Origin of the sequence: Sphingomonas sp. S-NIH.Pt3_0716 (assembly GCF_003950715.1) — a bacterium.
Lineage (GTDB): Bacteria > Pseudomonadota > Alphaproteobacteria > Sphingomonadales > Sphingomonadaceae > Sphingobium > Sphingobium yanoikuyae_A.
This window is the reverse complement of record NZ_QLJK01000001.1, coordinates 73448-98546: the sequence shown is the minus strand read 5'-3', so window position 1 is coordinate 98546 and position 25099 is coordinate 73448. Positions and strand designations below refer to the sequence as shown.

Sequence of the window (25099 nt, the reverse complement as noted above, 5' to 3'; positions counted from 1 at the left end):
GATGCGGCGCGCACGCCTGATCCTGCTGGCGGGCCTCGCCCTGCTGCTGCTGGCGCTGGCCGGCCTGTGGCAGTGGCGCGTGCATGAGGCGGACGGCAGTGCGGCGCTCGCGCGTGGGCTGGCCGCGCTGGATGCCGGCGATGCGCGCACCGCCCGGATCGAGCTGATGAACGCCATTCGCGGCAATCCGGCGTCGCTGCCGGCGCGACTGGGCCATGCCCGCGCGCTGGTGCAGTTGGGTGATGGCGCCGGGGCGCAGGCCGATCTGCTGCGCGCGCGCAAGCTGGGCGCCAGCGTCGGCGACACGAATGGACTGCTGGCGCAGGCGCTGCTGTTGCAGGGCGATGCCGATGGCGCCCTGCGCGCCGTGCAGGCGGGCGAAGGCAAGTCGGCCGAGGCTTCCCGTGTCGCCGCCCGCGCCTGGCAGGCCAAGGGCGACAATGACGCCGCGCAGCGCGCCTTTGACGATGCGCTGCATCTCGCCCCGCGCGCAGCCCGGACCTGGGTCGATCTTGGCCGGTTCCGCCTGACATTGGGCGATCAGGCCGGGGCGATTGCGGCCGCGGACAGGGCGCTGACGCTGGCACCGGGCGATCCGGATGCGCTGACCCTGCGCGGCATGCTGATCCGCGATCAATATGGGCTGGTGGCGGCGCTGCCCTGGTTCGAACGGGCGCTGGACGATCATCCCAATGCGCTTGCCCCGCTCACCGAATATGCCGCGACGCTGGCCGATGCCGGCCGCGCGAGCCGCGCGCTCAGCGTCAGCCGGCGCATCCTGGCGCTCGATCCCGGCAATCCGCGCGCCTGGTTTCTTCAGGCGGTGATCGCTGCCCGCGCCGGCCAGGTCGATCTTGCCCGCACCCTGCTGGCGCGCACCGATGGCCGGCTGGATGGCGAGCCGGCGACCCGGTTGCTGCGCGGCGTGCTGCATCTGTCGGATGGCAATGCCGTGCTGGCGGCCGATGCGCTGGGGCCGCTGGTGGCGATGCAGCCCGACAATCGCGTGGCGCGCACGCTGCTCGCCCGCGCTTCCTATCTGACCGGCGACTATGCCGGCACGGCGGCGACGCTCGCGCCCCTTGTCGATCGCCATGATGCCGATCCCTATGTGCTGACGCTGGCGGCCCGCGCGCAGGAGCAACTGGGCGATCGCGCGCAGGCCGACGCGTTGCTGGCCCGCGCGTCCTGGCCGGTGCGTCCCTCGTCGGACCTGCTGGGGGGCACGAACGCCGTCATGGCGCCGCCGGCCGATATCGCCACTGCGGCCGACAATATCCCCTATATCCGCGCGCTGCTGATGCAGGGCCGCACGGGTGAGGCGGTCGACCGCGCCGCGCTGCTGGCGCGCGCCAATCCCGGCGCGCCGGCCGCCCATGTCGTGCTGGGCGATGCGCTGGTCGCTGCCGGTCGGCCCGCCGATGCCGCCCGCAGTTTCGAGGCGGCGGCCAATATCCGGTTCGATCGCAATGCTGCGCTGCGGCTGGTTGCGGCCTGGAGCGCGGCGGGCGATCCTGCCCGCGCGCTGCAACTTATCCGCCTGTTCCTGGCGCAGAACCCGATGGATGTGGAGATGCAGCGACTGGCGGCCGGGGCGGCGATGCAGGCGCATGACTGGCGCGGCGCGCTGCGCCTGTTGCAGGCGGTGCAGGCGCAGACGGGCGGCCATGATGCGCTGCTGATGGCCGACCTGGCCCGCGCGAGCCTGGAAGCCGGTGCGCCCGACAAGGCGCGCCTCTATGCGGCCCAGGCCTATCGTCTGATGCCGGCCAATCCGGTCACCGCCGACATCTATGGCCTGGTGCTGCTGCGCACCGATGCGAAGGGGCCGGCGGCGATCGACCTGCTCGAAAAGGCGGTCGCCCTCGCGCCGCAAAACCCGCCCTTCCAGCTCCATCTGGGGCAGGCCTATGCCGCCGCCGGGCGCAAGGCGGAGGCGAAGCGCGCTTTGTCGCACGCGGCAGCCGCCCATTTCCCCGATCGCCAGCAGGCGGTGAAGGCGCTCGCTTCATTGTAAAAAAAAAACGCCCCGAGGGGCGCTCTTCTTCAGACCTTCTGGCTGTCCAGTTCGTCGAGCCGGATGCCCAGCCGCCGGATTTGCGCTGCGACCGGCGGCCACACGCTTTCCAGGAAGCGGCTGCGTTCCGCCTCGCGCAGCTTGCGGGTCGCGCCATCGGCGACGAACATGCCCACGCCGCGTTTCACGACGACCAGCCCGTCATCCTGGAAGCTCTGATAGGCCTTGGCCACGGTCAGCGGATTGGCGCCCTGCTGCGCGGCAAAGGCGCGGACCGAGGGGAGAAGGTCGCCATCGCGATAGTCCCCATCCAGAATGGAGGCGGCAATGATCTCGCGGAGGCGGAGATAGACGGGTTTGGATTCGTCGCTCATAAGTGCATCAGTGCCATAATACAGCCGTGCAGGTCAATGGACCTTGTTACGTGAAAGCCCGTATTTTCGGCAATTATCTGTCCCATGTCGATACGATATCGTTATAATCTGGCCGGGGCCGTTCTTCCAGCGCGCGTGAGGGCGTGCCGATGAAGACGAATCCGGCCAGCCGCTCGTCCGCGCTGCCAAAGGCGTCGCGCACATCGTCATTGAAGCTCGGCCATCCGGTCAGCCAGCCGCCGGCAAAGCCCAGCGCATGGGTGGCGTGCAACAGGTTCATGATCGCGGCGCCGGCCGACAATTCCTGTTCCCAGACCGGGATCTTGCTGCTCGCGATCGGCTTGGACAGCGCCACCACCAGGGTCGGCGCCTGATGCGCGAACTGGTGCATCGCCTCGATCTCCAGCCGCCCGGCCTCCGGCTTCTCGGCGCGATAGGCGGCCTCCAGCAGCGCGGCCAGCTTTTTCCTTTTGTCCTGCGGCACGATCACGAAGCGCCAGGGCGCCAGCTTGCCATGATCGGGCGTGCGCAGCGCGACTTCGAGGATCTGGCGCAGCTGCGCATCGTCCGGGCCGGGCGCGATCAGGTCGCGCGGCTTGCCGGAACGGCGGGTCTGCAGCAGGGCGAGGGGGCTGGAAAGGTCGTTGAACATCGGTTGCCAAATGGGACGCTTTGCCGCCGGGCGCAAGGGCGAAGGGCGCACTTCCTATCGCCTCAGCCCCTCTTTGACTCTGCCCACCTTTCCCCTCTAGGGTCCGTGCCATAACGCCGCCGCTTTCGCCGGCCGGCACAAAAAGACAATTTCAAGGGGGTCCGATGGCGACCGCAATCACCGTACCGGCGGAGGCAGGCAAGACCTGGCTCGGCCATCCGCGCGGCCTGTTCCTGCTGTTCTTCGCGGAAATGTGGGAACGTTTTTCCTATTATGGCATGCGTGCCATCCTGATTTTCTACCTCACCAAACATTTCCTGTTCGGCGAGGACAAGGCCTATATCCTCTACGGCGCCTATACCTCGCTGGTCTATATCACCCCGGTGATAGGCGGCTATCTGTCCGACCGGTTCCTGGGGCCGCGCAAGGCGGTGCTGGTGGGGGGCGTGTTCATTGCCATCGGCCATTTCCTGATCGCCATCACCGAAGGGCCGGGGGGGCAGGATGCCTTCTATCTCAACGGCTTCTATCTGGCGCTGGCCAGCATCATCGTCGGCACCGGCTTCCTGAAGGCCAATATCTCGGTGCTGGTGGGCGAACTTTATGCCCGTGACGATCATCGCCGCGACCCGGCCTTCTCCATCTTCTACATGGGCATCAACCTGGGCGGCGCCAGCGGACCGATCGTCTGCGGCCTGCTGGGCGAGCTGTGGGGCTGGAGCTGGGGCTTCGGCGCCGCCGGCGTCGGCATGCTGCTCGGCCTCGTCATGTTCGTCTGGCTGCGGCCCTGGCTGCTGGGCAAGGGCGAGCCGCCCGCACCGGAAAAGCTGCGCGCGCCGGCGATCGGCACGATCTCGCAGGAATGGACCATCTATGCCAGCGCCGCGCTGGGCGTGGCGGCGATCTGGATGGTCATCCGCTATGCCGAACTGCTGGGCTATACGCTGCTGATCTTCTCGGCCCTGACCGTCGCCTACATCCTTTGGCGCTCGGTCACGGTGCTGACCAAGGTGGAGCGCGACCGGATGTTCGCCGCGCTCTTCCTGATCGCGCTCAATCCGCTCTTCTGGGGCCTGTTCGAACAGACCGGTTCCTCGCTCAACATCTTCACCGACCGCAATGTCGATCGCGTCATCCTGGGCTGGGACGTGCCGGCCTCGCTGTTCCAGTCGGTCAATTCCATCTACATCATCCTGCTCGCGCCGCTGTTCGCGGTGCTGTGGACCTTCCTCGACAAGCGCCGGCTGGAGCCATCCTCGCCCGCCAAGTTCGGCATCGGCCTCATCCTGTGCGGCGCCGGATTCCTGGTGCTGGTCGCGGGCGCGGCGATGGCCGGCCAGTCGCTGACGCCGGTGATCTTCGTCTTCCTCATCTATCTGCTCCACACCATGGCGGAACTCTGCTTCTCGCCGGTCGGCCTGTCGGCGATGACGCGCCTGTCGGTGTCGAACATGGTCGGGCTGGTGATGGGCACCTGGTTCCTGGCGATGGCCGCGGGCAATTTCATCGCCGGCCTGATCGCGCGCGCCACCGGCAGCGGCGAGGCGGGTGACGTGACCCAGGTGCTGGACGTCTACAGCCGCATCGGCTGGTTTTCCGTGGTGGTCGGCGGCCTGGTGCTGCTGGTCTCGCCCTATGTGAAACGCATGATGCATCTCGATCTCATTGCCGCTGAAAAGGGGAAACAGGCATGAACGCACGCAGCAAGCTGCTGCTGGGGCTGGCGCTGGTCGCGACCGGCATGACGGCGCCGGCGGTCGCCAAGAAGGAAAAGGATCAGCCCGCACCGGCGTCGCAGGGCAGTTCGGCCGAGCCGGACAATCCCTATCCTTCGACCTACAAGCCCTATCCGGGCGTGGCGACCGCGATCCGCGGCGCGACCATCTTCGATGGTGAAGGCGGGCGGATCGACAAGGGCGTCGTCTTCCTATCGGGTGGCAAGATCACATCGATCGGCGGCCCCGACACGCCGATCCCGGCCGACATCGCGGTGTTCGACGGCACCGGCAAATATGTGACGCCCGGCGTCATCGACATTCACAGCCATCTGGGCGTCTATCCCTCGCCTGCTGTGGACGCACATTCGGACGGCAATGAAATGACCTCTCCGGTCACGCCCCATGTCTGGGCCGAACATTCGGTCTGGCCGCAGGATCCGGGGTTCGGTCGCGCACTCGCCAATGGCGGCGTCACCACGCTTCAGATCCTGCCGGGGTCGGGCAATCTGTTCGGCGGCCGCAGCGTGATCCTGAAGAATGTTCAGGCCCGCACCATGCAGGGAATGAAATTCCCCGGCGCGCCCTATGGCCTGAAGATGGCCTGCGGCGAAAATCCCAAGCGCGTCTACGGCGCCAAGGGGCGCGAGCCGAGCACCCGCATGGGCAATATGGCGGTCGATCGCCAGACCTGGATCAAGGCGCGCGAATATCAGAAGAAGCGCGCCGCCGGTAAGGACCAGACCCGTGACCTGGGCATGGAGACGCTGGCCGATGCGCTGGAAGGCAAGATCCTGGTCCAGAACCATTGCTACCGCGCCGACGAGATGGCCAATGTGATCGATATGTCGAAGGAGTTCGGCTACAAGGTCACCGCCTTCCATCACGCGGTCGAGGCCTACAAGATCGCCGATTTGCTGCGCGAGAACGGCATCTGCGCCGCCATGTGGGGCGACTGGTATGGCTTCAAGATGGAAGCCTATGACGGGATCAAGGAAAATGTCCCGCTCGTCCACCAGGCCGGCGCCTGCGCCATCGTCCATTCCGATGACGAGAATGGCATCCAGCGCCTGAACCAGGAAGCGGCCAAGGCATTGGGCGCGGGCCGTCGCATGGGCATCAATATCCCTGACGAGATCGCCTGGACCTGGCTCGCCATCAACCCGGCCAAGGCGATGGGCATTTCCGACCAGACCGGCAGCCTGAAGGTCGGCAAGATGGCCGACGTCGTGCTGTGGAACGGCAATCCGTTCAGCACCTATACCCGGCCGGAAAAGGTCTGGGTCGACGGCGCCTTGCTCTATGACGCCAATGATCCCAAGCGGCGCCCGGTAACCGATTTCGAACTCGGTCAGATCGGCGCGGGAGACGTGAAATGACGATGAAGACCGCAATCCGCGCCGCCGCCGCGCTGCTGGCCGTTGCCGCCTCGCCCATGGCCCTGGCCCAGACCATCGCCATCACCGGCGCCACTCTGGCGATCGGTGACGGGTCGGAACCGATCCAGAATGGCACCGTGGTCATTTCCGCCGGCAAGATGGTGGCCGCCGGGGCCGGCGTTGCCGTGCCGGCCGGCGCCAAGACCATCGACGCCAGCGGCAAATGGGTGACGCCCGGCATCGTCTCGGGCTTCTCGCGCGTGGGCCTGGCCGAAGTGCCCGGCGTCAAGGAAACCAACGACATCAACGCCCGCACGCCCTTCTCGGCCGCGATCGATGTTGCGCCGGCGATCAACCCGCTGGCCAATCCGATCGCGATCAGCCGCACCGCCGGCGTGACCCGCGCGGTGGTCGTGCCCGCGACCGGCAACGGCATCTTTGCCGGGCAGGGCGCGGTGGTCGATCTGGGGGCCGACATGGACCCGATCACCAAGGCGCGCGCCTTCCAATATGTCGAGATGGGCGAAGAAGGGGCGGAGGATGCCGGCGGCAGCCGACCGGCCGCTTACCTCACCTTCAAGATGATGCTGCGCGAGGCGCAGGATTATGCCAGGGCCCCGGCCAGCTATGATGGCCGGTCGAAGGATGCGCTGCTCAACCGGGTCGATGCCGAGGCGCTGGTCCCGGTCGTCACCGGCGCCATGCCGCTGATGATCCATGTCGAAAGCGCGCGCGACATTCTCGGCGTGCTGGCGCTCCGGAAGGACTTCCCGGCATTGAAGCTGATCCTCGCCGGCGCGACCGAGGGCTGGATGGTCGCCAGCCAGATCGCTGCCGCCAAGGTGCCGGTGATCGCCGGCGGGCTCGACGACCTGCCCTCCAGCTTCGAGAAGCTGGCCGCGACCCAGAGCAATGTCGGCCGCATGGTGAAGGCGGGCGTGCCCGTTGCCATGGGCCTGATGGACCGGGACGAAGCGCTGCAACTGCGCCTCGCCACCCAGCAGGCGGGCAATATGGTCGCCCTCAACAAGGTGCCTGGCGCCACCGGCCTCAGCTGGGGGCAGGCGCTGCGCAGCATCACCTCCGCCCCGGCCGAGGCGATGGGGCTGGGTGACCGGATCGGCTCGCTCAAGGCCGGCAAGGCGGGCGACGTGGTGATCTGGGACGGCGACCCGCTGGAAATGGAATCGGCGCCGGTCGCGGTGTGGATCGACGGCATTCAGCAGCCGATCGACAATCGCCAGACCAAGCTGCGCGACCGCTACGCCACCCCGACCGAGGGCAGCCTGCCCAAGGCCTATGAATGGTAAGATGGGGAAGGGGGCCACGGCCCCCTTTTTCATGCCGCGCACATCTGCCGGCAAAATGCGGGGGCCATGGCACCAAAGGCGACCTCGCCTCGTTGGAGCGGGACGCAACCGCGATATAGGAGAGGCCCCATGCCCGATGAACTGAATGAAGCCCTCGAGCGGTTCCAGATGTTTGCCGCCCGCTTCAAACTGGATGATCTGATCGATGCCGAAAGCGGCTTCACCGGCAACGACGCCGCCCTGCTGGCCGGCGAAGTCGAAATGGCCATCCAGACCAGAGGCATGCAAGACAGCCCCGAGCCGGATATAGACGGCAGCCTGTTCTAGGGGCCGTGAATCCAGCTGGGCGACGATAGAAGCGCACTATCTGGGCAAACTGCCCCCGGACGTAGCGGCAAGAACAATCAGCTATTCATGGAAGTCGTGCTGTGGACTGTTCGAAAGGGCAGTCCATGGCGCGACCTGCCGACCCATTCGATTAACCGGGAAAGGCGCCGCCTCTGGCTCTCGGTCATGGTCGACTTCTGACAGGAATGCTGCCCTCCCTGCGCGACAGGCGCCGCATGATCACGCGCGATTAGTAGGTCATCTGGCCGGTGACATTGCCGCCGTCGAGATAGCGGCAGACCAGCACCTCATCCTCGCCGCTGGCCACGGTGACGAGCGCACATCCCACCTGCGTCGTGTCGCGCCAGATCACCTGCGTGTAATGGCCGACATCTTCCCACTGGCCCGATGTGCTCACATCGGTGAACACGCCGTTCTTGAACGCCGCCTTCTCGTCGATCCACATGGTGACCATGTCTTCGGGCGTATAGGCGCCCTTGCTGCCCCGCCACAGATTCTCGCCCTCGGCGACCAGCGAACCATCATGTTCGAGATAGCTCAGCGTCTGGAGATTGGCGCCCCATCGCGCCGCGTCGGCGGCAAGCGCCGGGCTCCAGCTAAGGTTGGGCACGCCAATCTGGCCACGCTCCGCATTATGGGCGGCCAGGACGCGCTGGTCGAAATTGTCGAGCCGGTTCTGGGCCTGTACCGGTGATGCGGCGATAAGGCCCAGCAGAATGGCGGCTGACCGTTGTATCGAGGGGCGCGTGAGAAGCTTCAGCATCATCAACCTCTCCTTGCTCTGATGGTGGATCGGGCGCGGGGCATCAGCCGAATTTTTCGAGCAGATATTGCGAAACCCATATCTGGGTGCCGGCCAATTGGGGCAGCGCCAGCCTGGTCCGCTGGTCAAAGCGCAACTGCCGCGCCAGCCCATCGCCGATGGCCGCCCCGGCGGCCATCTCATGCGGGTTGAAACTGTTCCGCACCCGGCGCAGGGCGTCGCGCACGCGGTCGCCTTCCTCGCCGGCCAGGGTCGCGGGCAATGGCCCACCATAAGGGGTGCCGCTTGCGATCAGGCCGAGCAGGTTCGCAAAATCATCGGGTTGCATCTCTACCCAGTGATGAGGGTGGATAATGGCCTTCGGGCGGAAGATCACGGCGGTTGCCGTCACGATCCCTCCCGTCAGATAGAGGTTCGGGCGTTGCCGGGGCGGGGGTTCCGTTGCAATCTGTGGCGCCAGCACTGGCGCCACCGTATCGCCGTAAAATTCCGACGCCCTTTGGCCGACGGTGGCGGTGCGGATGTCCGGCCAGCGAAGCTTGACCGCACCGGCCATCGTCTTGGGTCCATAGGGCGCCGAAAGGGCGACAAACTGGCCATGCTGGTCATAATAGCCGCCCTTGATAGTGCCGCTGGCGATGTTGACGTGCATCACATTGCGGCGATCAGCGGGGCGCACGATCCAGTCATAGCCCAGCCGGGCCTGGTCCTTGATCGATATGATTTCGGGGGTGATGCCCGTTCGTGCGGGCAGGGCGGCGATGAATTGCTCCACCCGGCCCGGCGCGAAGTCGATCAGGCCGCCCGAAACCAGCACGGCAATGTCGCTGGTCTGCAATCCATGCTGGGACTTCAGCCGATCGATATGGCCGGCCACGATGTCGACGCTCTGGGCGGCCATGGCGTCATCCGCTGCGGGGCCGAGCGGGCTTGCCAGTTCGGTTTCGACGAACGCCTTGCCGCTAGGCTCTGGCGCCATGCGTTCGAAGCCGGAAAGCCTGCGTTGGCCCAGCCGGTCGCGGTCGAACCGGTAGGCTGCGACGCTCATTCCGCCTCGTCGGATTTCGACGACGCCATAGGTTTTTTGCCGGTTCGCCCGCGCATTCGCCCTGGCTGGTATCAGGCCCGGTATCAGGGACAGGCCTGTGACCGATGCTGCCGTTGCGCCGATGAATGCGCGCCTGCTCCAAGCCATCGCTGTCCCCCATGTCCAGGCAGATGTCGGGGCCAATCCCGGCGCGCTGCGACAAACGGATTGCTATGACGATGTCGGGTGCGAAACAATCGGGCTATTCCGGATGGCCGATGGCGGAAAATCCTTAGGGGCGATGGCGCCGGGGCCGTGGCGTCTGTCCTACAGCGCCGGCTTTCCGCTATACCGTCGCCGGCTCTTTCCCATCGTCCGCGCGCGTCCTCGGCCTCGCACGATAATTTCCATCATCGGCACGAAAATGTCAGGATGTGCGGGAAATATGCGAAGTTAAGCGCGGCATTTCCTATTTTGCCGCGCCGGGCTCAGCCGCTGGTGGCGCCCCATACGTCGCTGGCCTTCACGAAGCCTTTCTGGCCCTTCACGTCGAACGCGCACCAGCCGCTTGAGCAGGAACCGATCCGGCCGACCACGCCCTTTTCGGCGCGGAACAGGGTGCGGCTGGTTTCGCTCGCGCCCTCATGCATAGGTGCTTGCGCCGCGGTGACGATCGCCGTGGCGGTATCGCTCAGCAGGCGGACATGCATCCAGCCCTGGGCACCGTCAGGGTCTTCCACCTTGCGCCACAGGCCCAGCACCTGCACCACCTTCACCGGCAGGTCGCGGCGCTGATAGACCCAGTTGGACGGGTAATCGAGGCTGGGGCCGACGCGCATCCGCGCCTCGTCATGCGACAGCGACGCCCAATAGGGCACCGGCTTGGCCGGGGCCGCCGCCGCGCCGCTCATGTTGGTCAGTGCCGCGATCATGCCCGCGCCCAGCAGCAGGCGCTTCATGCCCGACCCTTTGCCCATATCACCCATGATCTTTCCATACGCTTGTCCAGCCGGTCGCGACAAGCTTTCAATCGCAGGCAGCCGCATATCCGCTTGACCGGCGGGGCAGGCGGGAATAGCGGCCATGCTATGGCCAGGAAACCGCGCCCCGCAACGCCGCGCGTCATCGTGACGCGCCGCCTGCCGCCCAATGTGGAGGCGCGCATGGCCGAACTGTTCGACGCCAGCTTCAATACCGGCGACATCCCCATGAACCGGGCCGAACTCGCCGCCGCCATGGCGCAGTGCGACGTGCTGGTGCCCTGCATCAGCGACCAGATCGACGCGGAACTGATCGCCGGCGCGCCCGACCGGTTGCAACTGATCGCCAGCTTCGGCAGCGGCGTCGACCATATCGACCTCGCCGCCGCGCGGACCAGGGGCGTGATCGTCACCAACACGCCCGGCGTGTTGACCGAAGATACGGCCGACATGACCATGGCGCTGATCCTCTCCGTGCCCCGCCGCCTGGCAGAGGGAGAGAAGCTGGTGCGCTCGGGCCAGTGGCATGGCTGGAGCCCGTCGGGCATGCTCGGCCATCGCATCGGCGGCAAGAAGCTGGGCATCATCGGCATGGGCCGCATCGGTCGCGCCGTCGCCCGCCGCGCCAAGGCGTTCGGCCTCTCCATCGCCTACCATAACCGCCACCGCCTGCCTTTCGAGGTGGAGCAGGAACTGGAGGCCAGCTGGCATGACGATCTCGACGCGCTGCTGCGCGAATGCGACATCGTCTCGATCCATTGCCCGCTCAACGCCGATAGCCGCGGCCTGATCGATGCGCGGCGGATCGGCCTGATGCGGCCCGACGCCTATCTCATCAACACCTCCCGCGCGGAAATCACCGATGAGCCGGCACTGATCGCTGCGCTCGCCGAAGCACGGATCGCCGGCGCCGGGCTTGACGTCTACACCCATGAGCCGGCGGTCGATCCGCGGCTGCTGGCGCTCGCCAACGTCACCCTGCTGCCCCATGTCGGCTCGGCGACCTTCGAGGGGCGCGACGCCACCGGTGCCCGCGTCATCGCCAATATCCGCACCTGGGCCGATGGCCATCGCCCGCCCAATCAGGTGCTCGAAGGCTGGGTCTGATCGCTGCGCGCGCGGAACAATGCGCGCCTTCCTCCGTTTGGAAACATCAGAGAAACGGAAGGAATCCCACCATGATTCGTCTTGCCATCATTGCCCTCGTGATCGCGGCCGTGCTCGCCGTCCTCGGCTTCGGCGGCGCCGCCGGCACCTTTGTCGGCATCGCCAAATTGCTGTTCGGCGTTGCCATCGCCCTGTTCCTGATTTTCCTTGTCCTGGGCCTTCTGGCTGGCAAGGGCATCAAGGACGCGATAGACTGACACGCATGATCGAGATTGGCGCTGGAGTGGATGAAACCGGGCGGTTGCTGCGCGATGAGGCCGGCTTCCTGCTCCAGCGCGATCTTGGCGGCACCTGGCGATTGGTGCTGCTGCGGGTGCCGGTCGACCATGTGGAAAAGCGGGTCCGGGTGCGCGGCTATTATGCCGGCGACGACATTGTCGAAGCGGACGGCGTAGCCGCCGCCTGAACCGGCATCGGGCCATCTTGCCAGAATCGTTGCGCCGCGCGATCAGTTGCGCCCATGCGCAAGATCATTTCCCTGATGCTCGCCGTTGCGGCGCCCGCTCTGGCTCACGCCCAGACGCCCCATGACCAGCTGACCAAGGTGATCGACGATCACTGGGCATGGTATCTGTCGGTCCATCCGGTGGAAGCGACCGCACGCGGCGTGCGCGACTATGACGACCAGATTTCGGACCTGTCGCTTGGCGCGCGGGATGCGCAGATCAAGGTGGAGCAGGGTTTCGTCACGCGCCTCGACGCCGTTCCCGAGGGCGGGCTGGACGCGGCCGACAAGGTCAATCGCGCGGTGCTGCTGTGGATGCTGCGCGACGATATCGCCAGCGACAGGCATCAGGCCGAGCGGCTGATGCTCTTCACCACCTATTATAGCTGGCATCAGGGCTTTTCCGGCATGGCCGACGGCCTGCCTTTCTACACCCGCGCCGATTATGAGAGCTATCTGAAGCGTCTCGCCCTTTACCCGAAACAGAATGGCGACGGCATGGCGATCACCCGCCAAGCGATCAAGGGCGGTTACGTGCTGCCCTGTTCGGTGCTGGGCGGCTTTGCCAAGGGGATCAGCGGCATCGTCGCTGGGCCGCCGGAAGGAACGCGCTTCTACGAGCCCTTCACGCGCGCCAAGCCGCGCGACATCAGCGACGCCGACTGGGCGGCGCTGCAGGCGCGCGCGGTGGCGGTGATCCGCGATGTCATCACGCCCGAATATGGCAAATGGCACGACCTGTTCGTGGCGGACTATCTGCCCAAATGCCGCAAGAGCGACAGCGCCTCGACCCTGCCGGGCGGGGCGGCCTGGTATGCCAGTCGGGTGCGCACCCACACCACGACCGACCTGACGCCCGATCAGATCCACCAGATCGGGCTGGATGAGGTCGCCCGCATCGGCAAGCGGATGGACGAGATCGCGGCCAAGGCGGGCTATCCCAGCCGCGCCGCCTTCATCCAGCATCTGCGCACCGACCCGAGCTATTACGCGAAGACGCCCGAGGAACTGCTGCGCATCGCCGCGCGCCAGGCCAAGGCGATCGACGGGCTGCTGCCGCGTTATTTCGCCACGCTGCCGCGCCTTCCCTATGGCGTCAAGCCGATCCCGGCGGCTGAGGCGGAAGGGACGACTACCGCCTATTATGGCCCCGGCGCGCCCGAGGCAGGAATTTCCGGCACCTATTGGGTCAACACCTCGAAGCTCGACCAGCGGCCCTTCTGGGAATTGCCGGCGCTGACCGCGCATGAGGCGGTGCCGGGCCATCACAATCAGATCGCGTTGCAGCAGGAATTGCCGCTGCCGCCCTTCCGCAAATATCTCGCCGGTTTCACCGCCTATGTCGAGGGTTGGGCGCTCTACACCGAATATCTGGGCGAGGAGATGGGCCTCTACGACACGCCCGAGAAGATGATGGGCCGCCTGTCCTATGAGATGTGGCGCGCCTGCCGCCTGGTGGTCGACACCGGCATCCATGCCAAGGGCTGGGACAAGGCGAAGGCCGTCGCCTTCATGAAGGCGAACAGCGCCCTGAGCGACGCCAATATCGATGCCGAGGTCAATCGCTATATCAGTTGGCCGGGACAGGCGCTGGGCTACAAGCTGGGCGAGATCAAGATCCGCGAACTGCGGGCGCGGACGGAACAGCAGCTTGGGCCCAAGTTCGACCTGCGCCGTTTCCATGACGCGGTGCTGTCGCAGGGGGCGGTGCCGCTCACTGTGCTGGAAAGCCAGATCGACGGCTGGATCGCAGCGGAAAAGGCACGCTGAAAAGAGCGCCGATAAAGGCAAGATGTGGGGCGGGGCGGGCGTGATTTCCACGCCCCGCGCACAATAAAAGTGCGGCCCTTGTGCGCGTCGTTGCGAATGATTTTCAGTAAGCAAAAATGGCGGAAATAAAGGCGGTTTCGACCATTTTGTCCCTTTGACTTGGCGGTGGCAATCTGTATGCCACCGCTCATCGGGACACACTTGCTTCGACCATCGGTTGGGGCGCCTCCCTCCACCTTGCCGCGTCTTCGTGGCTTCTGGTGGGAACGCGACGCTTCCTTCCGCATGGCCGGGCCTATGCGAGGAGACGCATATCTTATGACCGCCACCGGACAGGATACTCTCGGCACGCGCGACACGCTCAATGTCGGCGGCAAGGACATCGCCTATTATTCGTTGGAAAAGGCCGCTGCGAAGCTTGGAGACGTTTCGCGCCTGCCTTTCTCGATGAAGGTGCTGCTCGAAAATCTGCTGCGCTTCGAGGATGGCGTGACCGTCACCACCGACGATATCCAGGCGATCGTCGACTGGCAGAATGACAAGGGCAAGGCCGAGCGCGAGATCCAGTATCGCCCGGCGCGCGTGCTGCTGCAGGACTTTACCGGCGTGCCCTGCGTCGTCGACCTGGCCGCCATGCGCGACGCGATGAATGCGCTGGGCGCCGACGCCAGCAAGATCAACCCGCAGGTGCCCGTCCATCTCGTCATCGACCATTCAGTCATGGTCGACGAGTTCGGCACGCCCCGCGCGTTCCAAGACAATATGGAGATCGAATATCAGCGCAATATGGAGCGCTACGACTTCTTGAAATGGGGCAGCAAGAGCCTCGCCAATTTCTACGCCGTGCCGCCGGGCACCGGCATCTGCCATCAGGTGAACCTGGAAAATATCGCCCAGGGCGTCTGGTCGAGCGAGGGCGCCGACGGCGCGACCATCGCCTATCCCGACACCTGCGTCGGTACCGACAGCCACACCACCATGGTCAATGGCCTGGGCGTGCTGGGCTGGGGCGTCGGCGGGATCGAGGCGGAGGCCGCGATGCTGGGTCAGCCGGTATCGATGCTGATCCCCGAAGTGGTCGGCTTCAAGTTCACCGGCAATTTGAAGGAAGGCGTCACCGCGACCGATCTGGTGCTGACCTGCACCCAGATGCTGCGCGCGCGCGGCGTGGTCGGCCGCTTCGTCGAATATTTCGGCCCCGGCCTTGCCACCCTTTCGCTCGCTGACCGTGCGACGCTGGCCAATATGGCGCCCGAATATGGCGCGACCTGCGGCTTCTTCGGCATCGACGACAAGACGCTCGACTATATGCGCCTCACTGGCCGCAGCGACGAGAATATCGCGCTGGTCGAGGCCTATGCCAAGCAGCAGGGTTTCTGGATCGATCCGTCGGTCGAGCCGATCTTCACCGATACGCTGGAACTGGACCTGTCCACGGTCGTGCCGAGCCTGGCTGGTCCCAAGCGCCCGCAGGACCGCGTCGCGCTGCCCGAAGTTGATGATGTGTTCAACGCCGACATGGTGAATACCTACAAGAAGGCGCAGACCCGCGTTCCGGTCGAGGGCAAGGATTATGACATTGGCGACGGCGACGTCACCATTGCCGCGATCACCAGCTGCACCAATACCTCCAACCCCAATGTCCTGATCGCCGCCGGCCTGGTCGCAAAGAAGGCAAACGAGCTGGGCCTCAAGCCCAAGCCCTGGGTCAAGACCTCGCTGGCGCCCGGTAGCCAGGTCGTCACCGACTATCTGGAAAAGGCGGGCCTTCAGGCGCATCTCGACGCGATCGGCTTTAACCTCGTCGGCTATGGCTGCACCACCTGCATCGGCAATTCCGGCCCGCTGGCCGAGCCGATCAGCAAGGCGATCAATGAAAATGGCCTGGTCGCTGCCGCCGTCATTTCGGGCAACCGCAACTTCGAAGGTCGCGTCTCGCCCGACGTGCGCGCCAACTTCCTCGCTTCGCCGCCGCTGGTCGTCGCCTATGCGCTCAAGGGCACGGTGATCGAGGATTTCATCACCACCCCGATCGGCACGAGCAAGGATGGCGAGGCGGTCTATCTCAAGGACATCTGGCCGACCAATGACGAGGTCGCGACCACCCTGGCGGGGGCGGTCGACCGGGAGATGTTCCGCGCCCGCTACGCCAATGTCTACAAGGGCGACGCCCATTGGCAGGCGATCGAGGTGACCGGGTCGGACACCTACAAGTGGCGTGCCGGGTCGACCTATGTCGCCAACCCGCCCTATTTCGAGGGGCTGACCATGACCCCGGCGCCGGTCACGGACATCATCGGCGCCATGCCGCTGGCGATCTTCGGCGACTCGATCACCACCGACCACATCTCGCCGGCCGGTTCGATCAAGGCGACCTCGCCCGCAGGCAAGTGGCTGAGCGAGCATCAGGTCGCCCAGGCCGACTATAACAGCTATGGCTCGCGCCGTGGCCATCATGAAGTCATGATGCGCGGCACCTTCGCCAATATCCGCATCAAGAATCTGATGCTCGACGGCGTCGAAGGCGGCATGACCAGCTATCAGGGCGAAGTCATGCCGATCTATGACGCGGCGATGAAGCACAAGGCCGACGGCACGCCGCTGGTCGTGATCGGCGGCAAGGAATATGGCACCGGATCGTCGCGCGACTGGGCGGCCAAGGGCACCAACCTGCTCGGCGTGCGCGCCGTGATCGTCGAAAGCTTCGAGCGCATCCACCGCTCGAACCTGGTCGGCATGGGCGTGCTGCCCCTGGTGTTCAAGGATGGCCAGACCCGCGACACGCTGGGCCTCAAGGGCGATGACAGCTTCACCATCGCCGGCGTCGCCGACCTCAAGCCGCGCCAGGATGTCGAAGTGCAGGTCACCCGCGCCGACGGTTCGACCTTCAGCTTCACCGCGCTTTGCCGCATCGATACCGTCAACGAGCTGGAATATTTCCTCAACGGCGGCATCCTGCAATATGTGCTGCGCAAGCTGGCCGCCTGAGCGCTTGATCGCTTGACGCGCTGAGCTAAGGAATGAGGGCTTCTCCCGGAAGGGAGAGGCCCTTTTCATTTGGGGGTGGATGGTGGCGCTGTTCGTGGAGATCGTCGGCTGGGCCGGCGCGATATTGGTGCTGATCGCCTATGTCGGCGTCTCGACCGGGCGGCTGTCGGGTGGATCGGCGACCTTCCAGTGGCTCAACGCCGTCGGCGCCGCCTTCTTCATCCTCAACACCTGGTGGCACGACGCCTTTCCCTCGATGGTGCTCAACATCATCTGGGCGGTCGTCGGCTTTTCCACCCTGTGGCGCATCTTTCGCCGGAGAATATCCCCGTCATGACCCGTTTCATCGACCTGAGCCACGCCATCGAACATGGCATGACCACCTATAAGGGCGTCGCCGCGCCGCATATCTGCGATTACTGGACCCGCGAACAGTCGCGCGCCAACTATGCCGATGGCAGCGCGTTTCAGATGGGACGGATCGACATGGTGTCGAATACTGGCACCTATCTCGATGCGCCCTTCCACCGCTTCGAGGAGGGGGATGACCTCTCGATGCTCGATCTCGACCGGCTGGCCAGCCTGCCGGCGATCGTCGTGCGGCGGCCGTTCGATGCCATCGGCCTCGCCACCGACGCCGCCGATCTCGACGGCATCGACGTCGCCGGCCGCGCGGTGCTGGTCCACACCGGCTGGGACCGCCACTGGCGCACGCCGACTTATTTTGAGGATCACCCCTACCTGACCGAAGCGGCGGCGCAGATGCTGGTGGCGCGCGGCGCCCGGCTGGTCGGCATCGACAGCCATAATATCGACGATACCCGCCCCGGCACCGGTCGCCCGGTCCATCGCGAGCTGCTGGGGGCGGGCGCGCTGATCTGCGAGCATATGACCAATCTGGGTGCGCTGCCGGATGCCGGCTTCGCCTTCACCGCCGTGCCGCCCAAGATCGTCGGCATGGGCACATTCCCGGTGCGGGCCTTCGCGCAAGTCGATCCGGCATGATCTTGTGATGTCGCGCTGAAGCATGACATCGCTGTTAGGCTTCGGCTTTCACTTGAACTGAGAGGCGTTAGCGCCGATACTATGACGATCGGCCGAGAAAGGCCGTCCAAGGAGATTTTACCCATGGCCAATTGGTCCGACCCCCGTTCCGACATCGCAGGCTTTGGCAATGCCAGCGCCGCGCGCAGCGAGGCGTTCGATGCCGGGCTGCGCAAATATATGCTGTCGGTCTATAATTATATGGCGAGCGGCGTGCTGCTGACCGGTGTCGTCGCGATGCTGTTCGCGTCGAGCGGTCTGGCGCTCCAGATCCTCGCCGGCCCCGGCATCCTGAAATATGTCATCATGTTCGCGCCGCTGGCTTTCGTCATGGTGATGAGCTTTGGCATCAACAAGCTGTCGACCGTCGCGATGCAGAGCCTGTTCTGGGCCTATGCCGCCGTGATGGGCCTGTCGCTGTCGTCGATCTTCCTGGTCTATACCGGCACGTCGATCGCGCAGACCTTCTTCGCGACCGCTGCGGCCTTCGCCGGCCTCAGCCTGTTCGGCTACACCACCAAGAAGGATCTGTCGGGCTTCGGCACCTTCCTGATCATGGGTGTCGTCGGCCTGCTGGTCGCCAGCCTGATCAACCTCTTCCTGCGTTCCAGCATGATGGATCTGGTGATCAGCTTCGTCGGCGTGCTGCTGTTCGCGGGCCTGACCGCCTATGACACGCAGAAGATCAAGAGCATCTACAGCTATGTCGCCGGCACCGACATGATGGGCAAGTCGGTGGTGATGGGGGCGCTGAACCTCTATCTCGACTTCATCAACATGTTCATGTTCCTGCTGCGCTTCATGGGCGATCGCCGCTGATCTCCAGCGAACGGAACGAAGACAGGAAAAAGGCCCGGCGGACATCTCCGCCGGGCCTTTTGCTTTGTTGGGAAGGGGCAGGCTCAGCCCTGTTTCTGCATCTCGGCGATCAGGGCGTTGTCGATCTCCTTCTGCCTCTTATAGGCTGGGCGTTCGCGCAACCGGGCGGCATAGGCCTCGAATGCCGGGCGGCTGGGGATGGTGCCGAAGGTGAGCCCCCAGTCGATCTGCGCGCCGACATAGACGTCCGCTGCGGTGAAGGTGCCGCCGCAGATCCAGCCGCGGCCGGTGACCGCCGTTTCCAGCGTGTCGAGCGTGTCATCGAGCGAGCCATAGCCCGCGCTGCGTTCGCGTCCCTCTGGCAGGACGAAGCCCATCGCCTTGTTGGTGACCGCGGCCTCCACCGGACCGGCGGCGAAGAAAAGCCAGCGATAATAGTCGGCCCGATCATCGGTCGCCGGCGCCAGGCCGGCGGCGGGGAAGGCATCGGCCAGATAGGCGCAGATGGCGGCGCATTCGGTCACCACCTTGCCGCCATGAACGATCGCCGGCACCTTGCCCATCGGGTTGATCGCGCGATAGTCGGCGGTCTTCATGCCGCCGGCATAATCCAGGATCACCGCCTCATAGGGCGCGCCGACCTCCTCCAGCATCCATCGGGCAATCTGCCCGCGGGACATGGGGTTGGTGTAGAGAAGAACCGGGTCCGCCATCATGCATCCTCCTTGGAAAGTGGCAGGAACATATCATGAACAATATGCTCCGGCCAGCCGGATCATTGAGCCGGTGCGGTGGCCGCCGCCGCAGGCTTGTCGCGATAGCGATCGAACCAGGCGATGATCGCCGCCGCCTTGGCCGCCGATTGCGACGGGCGGGCGGCGATGCCGCCATGGCTCGCACCCGGCACCTTCACCAGCGCGGTCGGCACGCCCCGTATCTGCAGCGCGCCATAATATTGCTCCGCTTCGCTGACCGGGGTGCGATAATCCTCGCTGCCCACGACCACCAGGGTCGGCGTCTTGACGTTGCCAACCAGGCTGAGCGGCGAGCGGTTCCAATAGCCCATCGGATCTTCCCAGGGCTTGGCCGGGAACCAGTAGCGCGAGGTGAAGAGGGTATTGTCCATGGTCAGCGCTTCGCTGATCCAGTTGATCACCGGCTTCTGCGTGGCGGCACCCTTGAACCGGTCGGTCTTGCCGATGATCCAGCTGGTCAGCACGCCGCCGCCCGAACCGCCGGTAACGAACAGATTGTCCGGATCGGCCACGCCCGTCGCGATCGCGGCATCCACCGCGGCCATCAGGTCGCCATAGTCGTCGCCGGGATATTTGTGATGGATCAGCTGGGCAAACTCTTCGCCATAGGAGGTGGAGCCGCGCGGGTTGGTGTAGAGCACGGCATAGCCGGCGGCGGCATAAAGCTGGTCGTCGGTCGAGAAATGCGGGCCATAGGCGGTGTGCGGACCGCCATGGATTTCCAGCAGCAGCGGCACGCGGGTGCCGGGCTGATAGCCGGGCGGGGTGACGAGCCAGGCCGGCACGGTGCGGCCGTCAGGCGCGGTGACGGCCAGTTCCTTCACCTGTCCCAGCGCCTTGTGGCCCAGGAAATCCTCATTGAGGCGCGTGAGCTGGCGGCTCTTGCCGCCGCTGCTGACCGACAGGTCGGCCGGGCGCAACGCCGATCCGCTGGTGAAAGCGAGCGTGCCATTGGCCGCGACGCTGAAATCGCCGCCGCTATAGGGCCGGTCGAACGCCGTGCCGGTAAGGCCGCTCGCCAGTTCGGTGACATGGCCGTCGAGGCTGATGCGGGCAAGGCGATTGACGCCGCGCTCGTCATATTGGGCGTAGAGCGACTTGCCGTCGGCCGCCCAATAGGCGCGATCGATGCTGCGGTCGAAACTGGCGGTGATCGCATGGGCGCCGCTGCCGTCGCGGTTCATGATGTAGAGATAAGTGTTCTGGTAGGACAGGCGCTTGTCGTCATAGCCGAGATAGGCGATCTTGCTGCCGTCGGGCGAGACGACCGGCGCGACATCGGGCCCGCCGCGGCTGGTGAGCGGGCTGATCGCGCCCGAGGCGATGTCGAGCGTGTAGATTTCCGGATCGAATATCTTCTGCTGCCAGTCGGGCTTGCGCACCGCGCTGAACAATATGGCGCGGCCATCGGGCGTCCAGCTCAACGGGCCGCCATCCTGATAATCGCCAAAGCTCAGCTGCCGCGCCGGGCCGCCATCGGCCGCCACTAGGAAGATATGGTCATAGCCGGCCTGGACATAGCCGCCGCCATCATTGCGATAATCGACCCGGTCGATCACCTCCAGCGGCTTGGCCCATTCGGCGCCCTCCGGCTTGTCGGGCGCCTTGCCCAGCTTCATCGGGTCGGCGGGCACACGCATGATATAGGCGAGGGACTTGCCGTCGGGCGACCAGGTGACCGACTGCGGGCCGTCTGGCAGGGTGGTGACGCGCACGGTGGCGCCGGTGTCCAGCCAGCGCACGAACAGCTGCGGCTTGCCCGCATCGGCGGCGATATAGGCGATGCGCTTGCCATCGGGCGACCAGCGCGGCTGGCTGGCGTCGGTGACCAGCGGGCGCTGCGCGCCGGTGGCGGTGTCGACCAGCCAGATCGCGCCCTTCTGCCGGTCGGTCATGATGTCGCCCTGACGGCGGACATAGGCGACGCTCTTGCTGTCGGGGCTGATCTGCGGATCGGTCGCGACCTGCAGCGCGAAGATGTCGCGGCCCTCGAACCTGGACGACGGGGCGGCCGACTGGGCGGCGAGCGGCAGGGGGGAGAGGGCGGCGCCGAGCAGCAGCGCGGCCAATAGCTTGTGTCGCATGAAAACCTCGAAACGGAAGAATGGCACGAGACTTGCCGGATTTTCCTTTCGTTTCAAGTGCAAGTCGTGGCCGGGGCGCGATAGCTGGTGCCGCGCCCCGACCAGAGCTTCAGCAGCCCGCGCCCATCGCGCCGGCCAGCATGCCGCCAAGGCCGCCCTTGCATTTCTTCTTCTTGGGCGGCGGATTGTCGCCGGAGGCTTCGGCGCTGTCGTCACTGCCCTGGCTCATCATCGATCCCATGTCCGGGCCATTGAGCATCCACATGGTGTTGGAGCGATAGCGCACGCGGGCGATCCATTCCGGTTTCCAGGCGATCTTGGGATCGGCCGGGCGCGGCGGATAGGCGAAATTGGCTTCAGGCCCATAGGCATAGAGGCTGCCCATCAGCATGTCGCCGCCCGACTGCACCACCTGCGAGGGCACGGTGCAACTGGTCTGGCTGGGCGGCATCACGATCTTGTCGCCGATCAGCTTGCGCACGGCACCGGGGGATAGCCAGTCCCACACTGGACCGCCAAAGGCCTGACTGGCCGAGGAGGCCCACCACACCATGTCGCCGCCCTGCTTGGCCGCGAACACCCAGGCATAATAGCCGGTCGCATTGGGCACCGCGTTCCAGCTCAACTGGGTGGCGCCGCCCGCCGCCGGGCTGGCGCGCCCCGTGATCGGCGGCATGAAGTCCTGGTTCAGCGCGAACTTGATCTCGGGCGAATAATTGCCGGCGATGCGATGGTCGCCGATCAGCGAGGAATTGCCCGACAGTGTCTTGCGCGTCTGGCCATTGGGCCATTCGCCATAGGTCTTGCTGTTGGTGAAGCGGACCTGCCATTCCTGCGGGATCGTCGCGCCGGTCATGTAGAGGCCGGGCGGAAACTGGCCGCGCGCGACCTTGGCGAAATCGATCACCACCGGCTGGTTCGGCCCGGCGGTCGCGCCGCATCCCCAATAGATGAGCAGCCGCCCCTTGGGCTTCTCGCCGGGCAGCGCCGGCTCGTCGCTTGGCGTGACCTTTGGCGTGACCAGCGGGACGGAGGCACCCAGCCGGGCGCCGGCGGGCATATAATGTTCGGCGGCCGGCGAACCGCTCGCGGCCTGGGTCGATCCCAGGCGCAGTACCAGTTCATGGATCGGCTGGTTGCCGCCGCCCATCATCATCGACATGGCCCCGCCCATGCCGCCGCCGCCCGCCATTGCGGCCATGCCGGACATGGTGCCGGCATCCATCGAATAGCGGGCGATCGGTCCGCCGGCCTGCTGGCTGGCGCCGGGCGTGGCGAGAAGGACGAAGCTGATGCTGAGCAGCGCGGTGCGTGGCGCGGCGGACCGCAGATGAAGCGAAGTGGACATGCATTCCCCTATGAAAGCGTGGAAGACATGCGACCTTTCTGTTCTGGAGTCGGCTTAGCAGTTTTTGCGGGCGGCGGGGAGAGGGGCGCGACGCTAGGCGACCTGCCTTACCGTTTTAGCTTTTGTCAGCCTTGCCCTTGCCGCTGGCCGGGAAATAGCCGCCGCAGCGCCGTGTGCCATACAAAGTGGAACCGGTGCCGAATGTCGCGGGAGTGAAGGCGACGGCCTGCACCGGCACGCTGACGCCGGGCACGCGGCGCGCCAGCATGGTCTGCACGGCGGCGATCTGGGGCGCATCCACCGGCGCAAAGATCGGTCCCTGCGGCAGGTCGAAATAATCGACGAAGCCACCGCCGCGAATGCTGGTATTGCCTGATGCGATCGCCTGCCTGGTCAATTGCTGCCGATGGGAGAGCGCGTCGAACCGGCCGAGATAGACGACCTGGCCCGGCTTCGCCTCAAACTGGAGCGAGGCGGCGTTGAAGCAGAGCACCCAGCTATCCTGTTGCGAATAGCTGCGCACGACCCAGCGCCCCGGCTTGACGGGAACCATCAGATAGCCGTCGAGGAAATTCTTCTGCTTGGCTTCGAACAGCGCGGTGCCGCTGAAAGGCCCACTGGAAAGCCGGGCTTCCGCATCGACATAGGTGGAGAGCAGCAGCTTGAATGCCGAGTGCATCGACGGCGCCGGTTGCCACCAGTCGGTCTTGATGATGACCAGCGCCTCTTCGGATTGGGGCGTGAGAATGATCTGGCCGGGCGCCTTGGCGTTGGCGACATGCGGCGATAGCGCGCCGCCCAGCGCAACAACTGCACCGAGCGCTGCCGCCCATTTTCCAATCATGACCATGTTTTCCCCAATCCCACTGAACCCGATCCGTCCTGCCGATCTGACCGCAATTCCCTAATAATTGCGCAACGGCCGCCGCAAGCATGTGGGGCGGGGGAATCAGGTCCGTGCGAACTGCCCATGGCGCAGGAAATGCGCGACCTGATCGACGACGGGGCGGGTGTAGATCATCGCGGTATGGGCGACAGGCAGGGTGATATGATCGCTTTCGCCCGGACAATGGGTGGCGGCGACGCTGACCTTGCCGTCATTGGGCGCGCGGAAGATGCGGCTGGGGAGCAGGCCGTTCATCGGCCGGTCGCCCGCGATGATGCCGAGCGGATAGTCGACCTCGCCCAGCGCCGCTAGCGTGGCCGCGTCGCGGCGGGTGCGCAGCAGCGCGCCGGCCTGGTTCAGGATCAGCGGATGGAGGCGCAGGCGGTAGAAAAGGTCGGCAATCTCGCTGCCGCCATTGGGCGTGCCGAGCATGACGACGCGGCCGAGATGATCGGGGCGATGGCGCGCGAGCCAAGCGCGCAGCATGAGGCCGCCCATCGAATGGCCGACGCAATGGACGGTCGTGGCGGCGTAGGCCGGGCTGGCGATGATGCGGGCGTGGAGATGATCGATGACGCGGGGCAGCGGCCAGCGCCAGCTGGGATAGCCGATATTGGCGACGATGAAGCCTGCATCGCGCAGGCGGCGGGCGAGGAGGGCAGTCTGCACCTGATGCCCGCCAAAGCCGTGGAGGAGGAGGATGGACTGGGTGTGGGGCAGCATGATGGCATGGGTGTCATGCAACGCTGACGCAGGCAAGGGCATGTGGGTGTAGGGGGAGGGGGCTGACCACCAGAAGCGGCTGTGAATTCCTCCCCTGCAAGGTTCGGCAGAAGCACGCGACTCTGCCGAACCTTGCAGGGGAGGATGGTCTGGAAGCGACCACCCCCGTCATCGCGAGCGACGATGCCGGCCTTTGACGGCTGACGACCAGAAGCTACCTTCACCATCTTCGTCATCCCGGACTTGATCCGGGATCCATTCAGCGCTCCCCATCCGCCGTAGCGCAGAATGGATCCTGACTTCCGTCAGAATGACGGTGGCTGTGACTGGCAAGTAACGACCAGAAGCGGACGTTTCCTACTCCCCTCCCTTCCAGGGAGGGGCCGGGGGTGGGTGCGCCGCGTAGCGGCGGTCTACGGTCGATAGGGCAGAAGCTCGCTACGCTCGCAACCCACCCCAACCCCTCCCTGGAAGGGAGGGGCTATGTCTTGTTCCCACCCAAGTT

At 65.5% G+C, this 25099-nt stretch carries 23 protein-coding genes; 13 read left to right on the top strand and 10 right to left on the bottom strand.

What is annotated here, in order from left to right:
* Position 1: 1 nt before the first annotated feature.
* On the top strand, positions 2-2017 hold the full coding sequence (locus BRX37_RS00440; RefSeq protein WP_125985132.1) for a tetratricopeptide repeat protein: 2016 nt from the start codon (positions 2-4) through the stop codon (positions 2015-2017).
* A gap of 29 nt (positions 2018-2046) precedes the next feature.
* On the opposite strand, the gene BRX37_RS00435 is transcribed toward BRX37_RS00440, so the two are convergent.
* Both BRX37_RS00435 and BRX37_RS00430 read right to left on the bottom strand, forming a co-directional pair.
* The gene (locus BRX37_RS00435; RefSeq protein WP_004211328.1) at positions 2047-2391 is read right to left on the bottom strand and encodes a GntR family transcriptional regulator; all 345 of its coding nucleotides are present in this window, start codon (positions 2389-2391) and stop codon (positions 2047-2049) included.
* Positions 2392-2464: 73 nt separating this feature from the next.
* On the bottom strand, positions 2465-3043 hold the full coding sequence (locus tag BRX37_RS00430) for a nitroreductase family protein (RefSeq protein WP_125985131.1): 579 nt from the start codon (positions 3041-3043) through the stop codon (positions 2465-2467).
* Between the two features lie 164 nt (positions 3044-3207).
* Here BRX37_RS00430 and BRX37_RS00425 point away from each other — a divergent pair, with 164 nt between their 5' ends.
* The 4 genes from BRX37_RS00425 to BRX37_RS00410 all read left to right on the top strand — a co-directional run bounded on the left by BRX37_RS00425 (position 3208) and on the right by BRX37_RS00410 (position 7774).
* On the top strand, positions 3208-4737 hold the full coding sequence (locus tag BRX37_RS00425; protein WP_125985130.1) for a peptide MFS transporter: 1530 nt from the start codon (positions 3208-3210) through the stop codon (positions 4735-4737).
* Entirely contained in the window at positions 4734-6137 is a 1404-nt protein-coding gene (locus BRX37_RS00420) for an amidohydrolase (protein ID WP_010337381.1), read from the top strand. The genes BRX37_RS00425 and BRX37_RS00420 overlap by 4 nt, the downstream gene beginning before the upstream one ends.
* Entirely contained in the window at positions 6134-7447 is a 1314-nt protein-coding gene (locus tag BRX37_RS00415; RefSeq protein ID WP_125985129.1) for an amidohydrolase family protein, read from the top strand. Before BRX37_RS00420 ends, BRX37_RS00415 begins: the two co-directional genes overlap by 4 nt.
* A 129-nt stretch (positions 7448-7576) precedes the next feature.
* Positions 7577-7774, top strand: coding sequence for a hypothetical protein (locus BRX37_RS00410; RefSeq protein ID WP_004211334.1), 198 nt, complete (start codon positions 7577-7579; stop codon positions 7772-7774).
* Positions 7775-8024: 250 nt separating this feature from the next.
* Here the strand turns inward: BRX37_RS00410 and BRX37_RS00400 are convergent, their stop codons facing one another.
* The 3 genes from BRX37_RS00400 to BRX37_RS00390 all read right to left on the bottom strand — a co-directional run bounded on the left by BRX37_RS00400 (position 8025) and on the right by BRX37_RS00390 (position 10571).
* On the bottom strand, positions 8025-8561 hold the full coding sequence (locus BRX37_RS00400) for a CAP domain-containing protein (protein ID WP_125985128.1): 537 nt from the start codon (positions 8559-8561) through the stop codon (positions 8025-8027).
* Positions 8562-8601: 40 nt separating this feature from the next.
* On the bottom strand, positions 8602-9606 hold the full coding sequence (locus BRX37_RS00395) for a hypothetical protein (protein ID WP_125985127.1): 1005 nt from the start codon (positions 9604-9606) through the stop codon (positions 8602-8604).
* Positions 9607-10073: 467 nt separating this feature from the next.
* Positions 10074-10571 carry an SH3 domain-containing protein gene (locus BRX37_RS00390; RefSeq protein ID WP_004211336.1) on the bottom strand — a complete coding sequence of 166 codons (498 nt, stop codon included), beginning with the start codon at positions 10569-10571 and terminating at the stop codon, positions 10074-10076.
* Between the two features lie 102 nt (positions 10572-10673).
* Between BRX37_RS00390 and BRX37_RS00385 the strand changes: the two genes are divergently transcribed.
* From BRX37_RS00385 to BRX37_RS00350, 8 genes are all read left to right on the top strand, one after another.
* Entirely contained in the window at positions 10674-11672 is a 999-nt protein-coding gene (locus BRX37_RS00385; protein ID WP_010337376.1) for a 2-hydroxyacid dehydrogenase, read from the top strand.
* A gap of 71 nt (positions 11673-11743) precedes the next feature.
* Complete coding sequence (locus BRX37_RS00380; RefSeq protein ID WP_017502243.1) at positions 11744-11929, top strand: DUF1328 domain-containing protein; 186 nt, start codon at positions 11744-11746, stop codon at positions 11927-11929.
* Between the two features lie 5 nt (positions 11930-11934).
* Positions 11935-12138 carry a DUF5818 domain-containing protein gene (locus tag BRX37_RS00375; protein ID WP_004211342.1) on the top strand — a complete coding sequence of 68 codons (204 nt, stop codon included), beginning with the start codon at positions 11935-11937 and terminating at the stop codon, positions 12136-12138.
* 54 nt (positions 12139-12192) lie between these two features.
* Positions 12193-13947, top strand: coding sequence for a DUF885 domain-containing protein (locus tag BRX37_RS00370; RefSeq protein WP_125985126.1), 1755 nt, complete (start codon positions 12193-12195; stop codon positions 13945-13947).
* Between the two features lie 318 nt (positions 13948-14265).
* Positions 14266-16935, top strand: a complete 2670-nt coding sequence (gene acnA, locus BRX37_RS00365) for an aconitate hydratase AcnA (RefSeq protein ID WP_125985125.1) — start codon at positions 14266-14268, stop codon at positions 16933-16935.
* 79 nt (positions 16936-17014) lie between these two features.
* Positions 17015-17272, top strand: a complete 258-nt coding sequence (locus BRX37_RS00360) for a CBU_0592 family membrane protein (protein WP_125985124.1) — start codon at positions 17015-17017, stop codon at positions 17270-17272.
* Complete coding sequence (locus BRX37_RS00355) at positions 17269-17940, top strand: cyclase family protein (protein ID WP_125985123.1); 672 nt, start codon at positions 17269-17271, stop codon at positions 17938-17940. The genes BRX37_RS00360 and BRX37_RS00355 overlap by 4 nt, the downstream gene beginning before the upstream one ends.
* 123 nt (positions 17941-18063) lie before the next feature.
* On the top strand, positions 18064-18798 hold the full coding sequence (locus BRX37_RS00350) for a Bax inhibitor-1/YccA family protein (protein ID WP_122129377.1): 735 nt from the start codon (positions 18064-18066) through the stop codon (positions 18796-18798).
* An 83-nt stretch (positions 18799-18881) separates the two neighbouring features.
* Here the strand turns inward: BRX37_RS00350 and BRX37_RS00345 are convergent, their stop codons facing one another.
* From BRX37_RS00345 to BRX37_RS00325, 5 genes are all read right to left on the bottom strand, one after another.
* The gene (locus BRX37_RS00345) at positions 18882-19511 is read right to left on the bottom strand and encodes a glutathione S-transferase family protein (RefSeq protein WP_125985263.1); all 630 of its coding nucleotides are present in this window, start codon (positions 19509-19511) and stop codon (positions 18882-18884) included.
* 62 nt (positions 19512-19573) lie between these two features.
* Positions 19574-21637 (bottom strand): S9 family peptidase, encoded by a 2064-nt coding sequence (locus BRX37_RS00340; RefSeq protein WP_125985122.1) that lies wholly within the window; start codon positions 21635-21637, stop codon positions 19574-19576.
* 109 nt (positions 21638-21746) lie between these two features.
* Positions 21747-22985 carry a hypothetical protein gene (locus BRX37_RS00335; RefSeq protein ID WP_125985121.1) on the bottom strand — a complete coding sequence of 413 codons (1239 nt, stop codon included), beginning with the start codon at positions 22983-22985 and terminating at the stop codon, positions 21747-21749.
* A gap of 115 nt (positions 22986-23100) precedes the next feature.
* Complete coding sequence (locus BRX37_RS00330) at positions 23101-23835, bottom strand: hypothetical protein (protein WP_125985120.1); 735 nt, start codon at positions 23833-23835, stop codon at positions 23101-23103.
* Between the two features lie 99 nt (positions 23836-23934).
* On the bottom strand, positions 23935-24615 hold the full coding sequence (locus BRX37_RS00325) for an esterase/lipase family protein (protein ID WP_125985119.1): 681 nt from the start codon (positions 24613-24615) through the stop codon (positions 23935-23937).
* Positions 24616-25099 lie beyond the last annotated feature (484 nt).

Coding starts and splice junctions, on each gene's coding strand:
- BRX37_RS00440 (WP_125985132.1), top strand. CDS start 2: ATGCGGCGCGCACGCCTGATCCTGCTGGCGGGCCTCGCCCTGCTGCTG.
- BRX37_RS00435 (WP_004211328.1), bottom strand. CDS start 2,391: ATGAGCGACGAATCCAAACCCGTCTATCTCCGCCTCCGCGAGATCATT.
- BRX37_RS00430 (WP_125985131.1), bottom strand. CDS start 3,043: ATGTTCAACGACCTTTCCAGCCCCCTCGCCCTGCTGCAGACCCGCCGT.
- BRX37_RS00425 (WP_125985130.1), top strand. CDS start 3,208: ATGGCGACCGCAATCACCGTACCGGCGGAGGCAGGCAAGACCTGGCTC.
- BRX37_RS00420 (WP_010337381.1), top strand. CDS start 4,734: ATGAACGCACGCAGCAAGCTGCTGCTGGGGCTGGCGCTGGTCGCGACC.
- BRX37_RS00415 (WP_125985129.1), top strand. CDS start 6,134: ATGACGATGAAGACCGCAATCCGCGCCGCCGCCGCGCTGCTGGCCGTT.
- BRX37_RS00410 (WP_004211334.1), top strand. CDS start 7,577: ATGCCCGATGAACTGAATGAAGCCCTCGAGCGGTTCCAGATGTTTGCC.
- BRX37_RS00400 (WP_125985128.1), bottom strand. CDS start 8,561: ATGATGCTGAAGCTTCTCACGCGCCCCTCGATACAACGGTCAGCCGCC.
- BRX37_RS00395 (WP_125985127.1), bottom strand. CDS start 9,606: ATGAGCGTCGCAGCCTACCGGTTCGACCGCGACCGGCTGGGCCAACGC.
- BRX37_RS00390 (WP_004211336.1), bottom strand. CDS start 10,571: ATGGGTGATATGGGCAAAGGGTCGGGCATGAAGCGCCTGCTGCTGGGC.
- BRX37_RS00385 (WP_010337376.1), top strand. CDS start 10,674: ATGGCCAGGAAACCGCGCCCCGCAACGCCGCGCGTCATCGTGACGCGC.
- BRX37_RS00380 (WP_017502243.1), top strand. CDS start 11,744: ATGATTCGTCTTGCCATCATTGCCCTCGTGATCGCGGCCGTGCTCGCC.
- BRX37_RS00375 (WP_004211342.1), top strand. CDS start 11,935: ATGATCGAGATTGGCGCTGGAGTGGATGAAACCGGGCGGTTGCTGCGC.
- BRX37_RS00370 (WP_125985126.1), top strand. CDS start 12,193: ATGCGCAAGATCATTTCCCTGATGCTCGCCGTTGCGGCGCCCGCTCTG.
- acnA (WP_125985125.1), top strand. CDS start 14,266: ATGACCGCCACCGGACAGGATACTCTCGGCACGCGCGACACGCTCAAT.
- BRX37_RS00360 (WP_125985124.1), top strand. CDS start 17,015: ATGGTGGCGCTGTTCGTGGAGATCGTCGGCTGGGCCGGCGCGATATTG.
- BRX37_RS00355 (WP_125985123.1), top strand. CDS start 17,269: ATGACCCGTTTCATCGACCTGAGCCACGCCATCGAACATGGCATGACC.
- BRX37_RS00350 (WP_122129377.1), top strand. CDS start 18,064: ATGGCCAATTGGTCCGACCCCCGTTCCGACATCGCAGGCTTTGGCAAT.
- BRX37_RS00345 (WP_125985263.1), bottom strand. CDS start 19,511: ATGGCGGACCCGGTTCTTCTCTACACCAACCCCATGTCCCGCGGGCAG.
- BRX37_RS00340 (WP_125985122.1), bottom strand. CDS start 21,637: ATGCGACACAAGCTATTGGCCGCGCTGCTGCTCGGCGCCGCCCTCTCC.
- BRX37_RS00335 (WP_125985121.1), bottom strand. CDS start 22,985: ATGTCCACTTCGCTTCATCTGCGGTCCGCCGCGCCACGCACCGCGCTG.
- BRX37_RS00330 (WP_125985120.1), bottom strand. CDS start 23,835: ATGGTCATGATTGGAAAATGGGCGGCAGCGCTCGGTGCAGTTGTTGCG.